This window comes from Pseudomonas sp. AGC41, from assembly GCF_057334555.1.
The window spans coordinates 42080-43050 of record NZ_JBHFJB010000146.1; the positions used below are offsets into that span (position 1 = coordinate 42080).

General features: G+C 62.2%; 1 protein-coding gene. It reads right to left on the reverse strand.

Annotated features, from left to right (window positions below; all coding sequences use genetic code 11):
• Positions 1–21: 21 nt before the first annotated feature.
• On the reverse strand, positions 22–834 hold the full coding sequence (locus ACE04F_RS23580) for an alpha/beta fold hydrolase (protein WP_486110133.1): 813 nt from the start codon (positions 832–834) through the stop codon (positions 22–24).
• Positions 835–971: the final 137 nt, after the last annotated feature.

The window sequence follows — 971 nt, forward strand, 5'->3', positions numbered from 1 at the left end:
CGCCACGGGTTTGAGCAGCAATCAATGACTGCGTTTCAGAAACCCCAGCAACGCCTCGGTCACAAACGCCGGGTTCTCCAGGTTGGAAATATGCCCCGCTTCGGGAATCAGCACATGCTCGCAGCCGATCAATTCAGCCATCTCCAGCGCCTCGGACGGTGGCCGCGGCTTGTCCTGGTCACCACACATCACCAGCGTGCGCTCGGCATTCAACGCGGGCAGTTGCCCCAGGATGTCGTCCCGACCAAAGATGATCCGCCCCAGCGGCACGATGCTGTCGCGCAGGCGATCGGCCGGCAACGCCGCCAGGGTGGCGCGGAACTGCAGGTAAAGCGCTGATTGCGGGTCGATGCCGGGCCGGAAGAAAATCGGCACGACGATGTCCAGCAACGGCTCCGGAATGCTACCGCTGGCCTCGATCTTGTCGAACAGCGAAAAGTAGTACAGCCGGGTCGGCTCCGGCTCGACGCCCACATAAGTGTCCATCAATACCAGCGACTGCACGCGTTCGGGCGCCGCCAGCGCGAGGCGTGCGCCCCACATGCCGCCCACCGACAGCCCCACCAGGCAGAAGCAGTCGATGCCCAACTGATCGAGCAACGCCAATGCCTGGCGAGCCAGATCGTTCAGCGACGACGTATTCTCGGGCAAACGTCCGGACTGGCCGTGGCCCCACAATTCCGGGACGATGACCCGATAGTGCTTCGACAAAGCGTCAATCTGCGGCGTCCACATGCTGTGGTCCCACAAATAGCTGCTGCCAAGCAGCACCACCGGGCCCTGGCCCTGGTCGAGGTAATGGAGCGGTTGTCCGTCGATTGTTGCGAAGGGCATGAGTGAATTCCTTGATTGAGTCCGGAAAAACCTTCGGGAGACTGGGCCGCGATGAGCGGGGCGTCAACTTTGGGCTTTGCGTTGTTTACGCAGACGCCTTCGCGAGCAGGCTCGCTCCCACATGGGTCATGTTCGCC

Excerpts from the sequence above, each read along its gene's own strand:
- ACE04F_RS23580 (WP_486110133.1), bottom strand. The coding sequence starts at position 834 with ATGCCCTTCGCAACAATCGACGGACAACCGCTCCATTACCTCGACCAG.